The sequence below is a fragment of the Moorena sp. SIO3B2 genome (assembly GCF_010692525.1).
Classification (GTDB): domain Bacteria; phylum Cyanobacteriota; class Cyanobacteriia; order Cyanobacteriales; family Coleofasciculaceae; genus Moorena; species Moorena producens.
Window position 1 is genome coordinate 1 of the sequence record NZ_JAAHHE010000818.1, and the last position, 1,633, is coordinate 1,633.

The 1,633-nt window shown below is 37.5% G+C and carries 1 protein-coding gene; it reads right to left on the reverse strand.

The window, feature by feature from the left end; translation table 11 throughout:
- Window positions 1–30: 30 nt before the first annotated feature.
- Window positions 31–1,633: pentapeptide repeat-containing protein (locus F6K38_RS41405; RefSeq protein ID WP_287360655.1), on the reverse strand; the 1,603-nt coding region annotated here is incomplete at its 5' end.

Below are 1,633 nucleotides of genomic sequence, written 5' to 3' on the forward strand. Positions count from 1 at the left end.
GTTCTGAATCTAGCACTAACGGCATAATCCCTACATCGCACTTTGCTCTTGAGATGGGCGAGGCACGGGATTCCTAGATAAGCCTAATTGAAAGAATATGTATGCTGCTACTCCTGCGAGGAAAGCAAAGCAAATAACAATTATTACTACAAACTTAAGTATAGATTTGGATTCATCAGATTTAGAGGTTTGGCTTAGAGTTTTTTCCTCCTGTCGGTTTTGAAGCTCCACCCCTTTAGGCATGCTTTGGTCAAAATCGATAGATTCAGCAACCGTACCACTCACACTCAAATCATCTGCTATAAATGATGAAGCAATTGGCTTAAAATCTCCCCCGACATCTCCTACTGTAAGACTTCGACTTTGATTCGTGTAGTTTACGTTTTCGATATTAACGGGCTCAACGTAAACCGAAAGATTATTACTTTTAAAAAAATACTTGACACCAGAATTTTTTTCATCCTTAGTGGCATTTTTTTCCAAAAACCCTACTATTTCATTAAAGTTAATTTTTATATGCTCGAAAACTTGAGATCGTACTTTGTTTTGATTTGTTTTTTTAACTTTAGAATTTTTAACTAATTTTTCAATAGTTGAAAATAATTTACGAAAGTAGCTAGCTGATACTTCTTGGATTTCAAATACGAGTCTTTCAGATAAGTTTTCAGGAGAAATAAGAACAAGACATGGAAGATTGCTTAACTCCACGTTCAACTGTCTAGCAATATCATAGGCTTCAGACTTATCGTAGGGTTTACTTCTAAACCAGTTTAGATCCAAACCAGATTCAATCATTCTCCTCCAATTGTGATTTGCTTGTCTCCAGTTAGGGGAGGGATTCTCCAAAAGATAGATAGTACACCAATCTCCTGTTAGTTTGTCTAGAGCATCAAAGTGTTTTCTTACATAAAGGGATAATTTTTCATCTTCATCCGTATACAGCAATATTCCAGGTATCAAGCTTTTATCGGATGATAATAACAATTTTTTTTTGAGCGATTCATTAAGCGATTGTTGATTTTTCCAAGAGAGTAGACTTTCAAAAAACTCTTTTTTATTTCGGACTGGACCTAGATCACCAACATATACCTCGATATTTGCTTCACTCAGATCTGCTTCATCGAAACTGGCTCCTTTTTTTCTAAACACACTAAGCGAGGAGCTTAAAATTTCTGTTTGACGGAAGCTTGCGCCATTAAAATTAGCACCGCTACAGGTTATTGACTCAAATCCTTGCACTTCGCTAAGATCTGCATTGTTCAAGTCTGCCCAGTTAAAATTTGCTCCGGCAAGATTTGCTTTACTGAAATTTGCTCTACTAAGATCGGTCCAACTCAAATCGGCTCTGTTAAAAATAGAGCTACTAAAGTCAACTCTGCTAAGATTTCCGTTTTTGAAGTTTGCTTCACTCAGGTCGGCTTCGCTAAGATCGGCTTCGGTAAGATCTCGTTCTTCCGCACCATTATTAACAATGTCCCAAACCAAATACCATTTTTCGTCAATAAGTGCTCCCTGAATTTGGGTGCGGTGTAATTTTGTATAGTTGAGGTTCGCTCCCCTAAGATCTGCTCCCCTAAGATCTGCTCCCCTAAGATCTGCCTCACAGAAATTAGCTTTGACTAGAATAGACTTG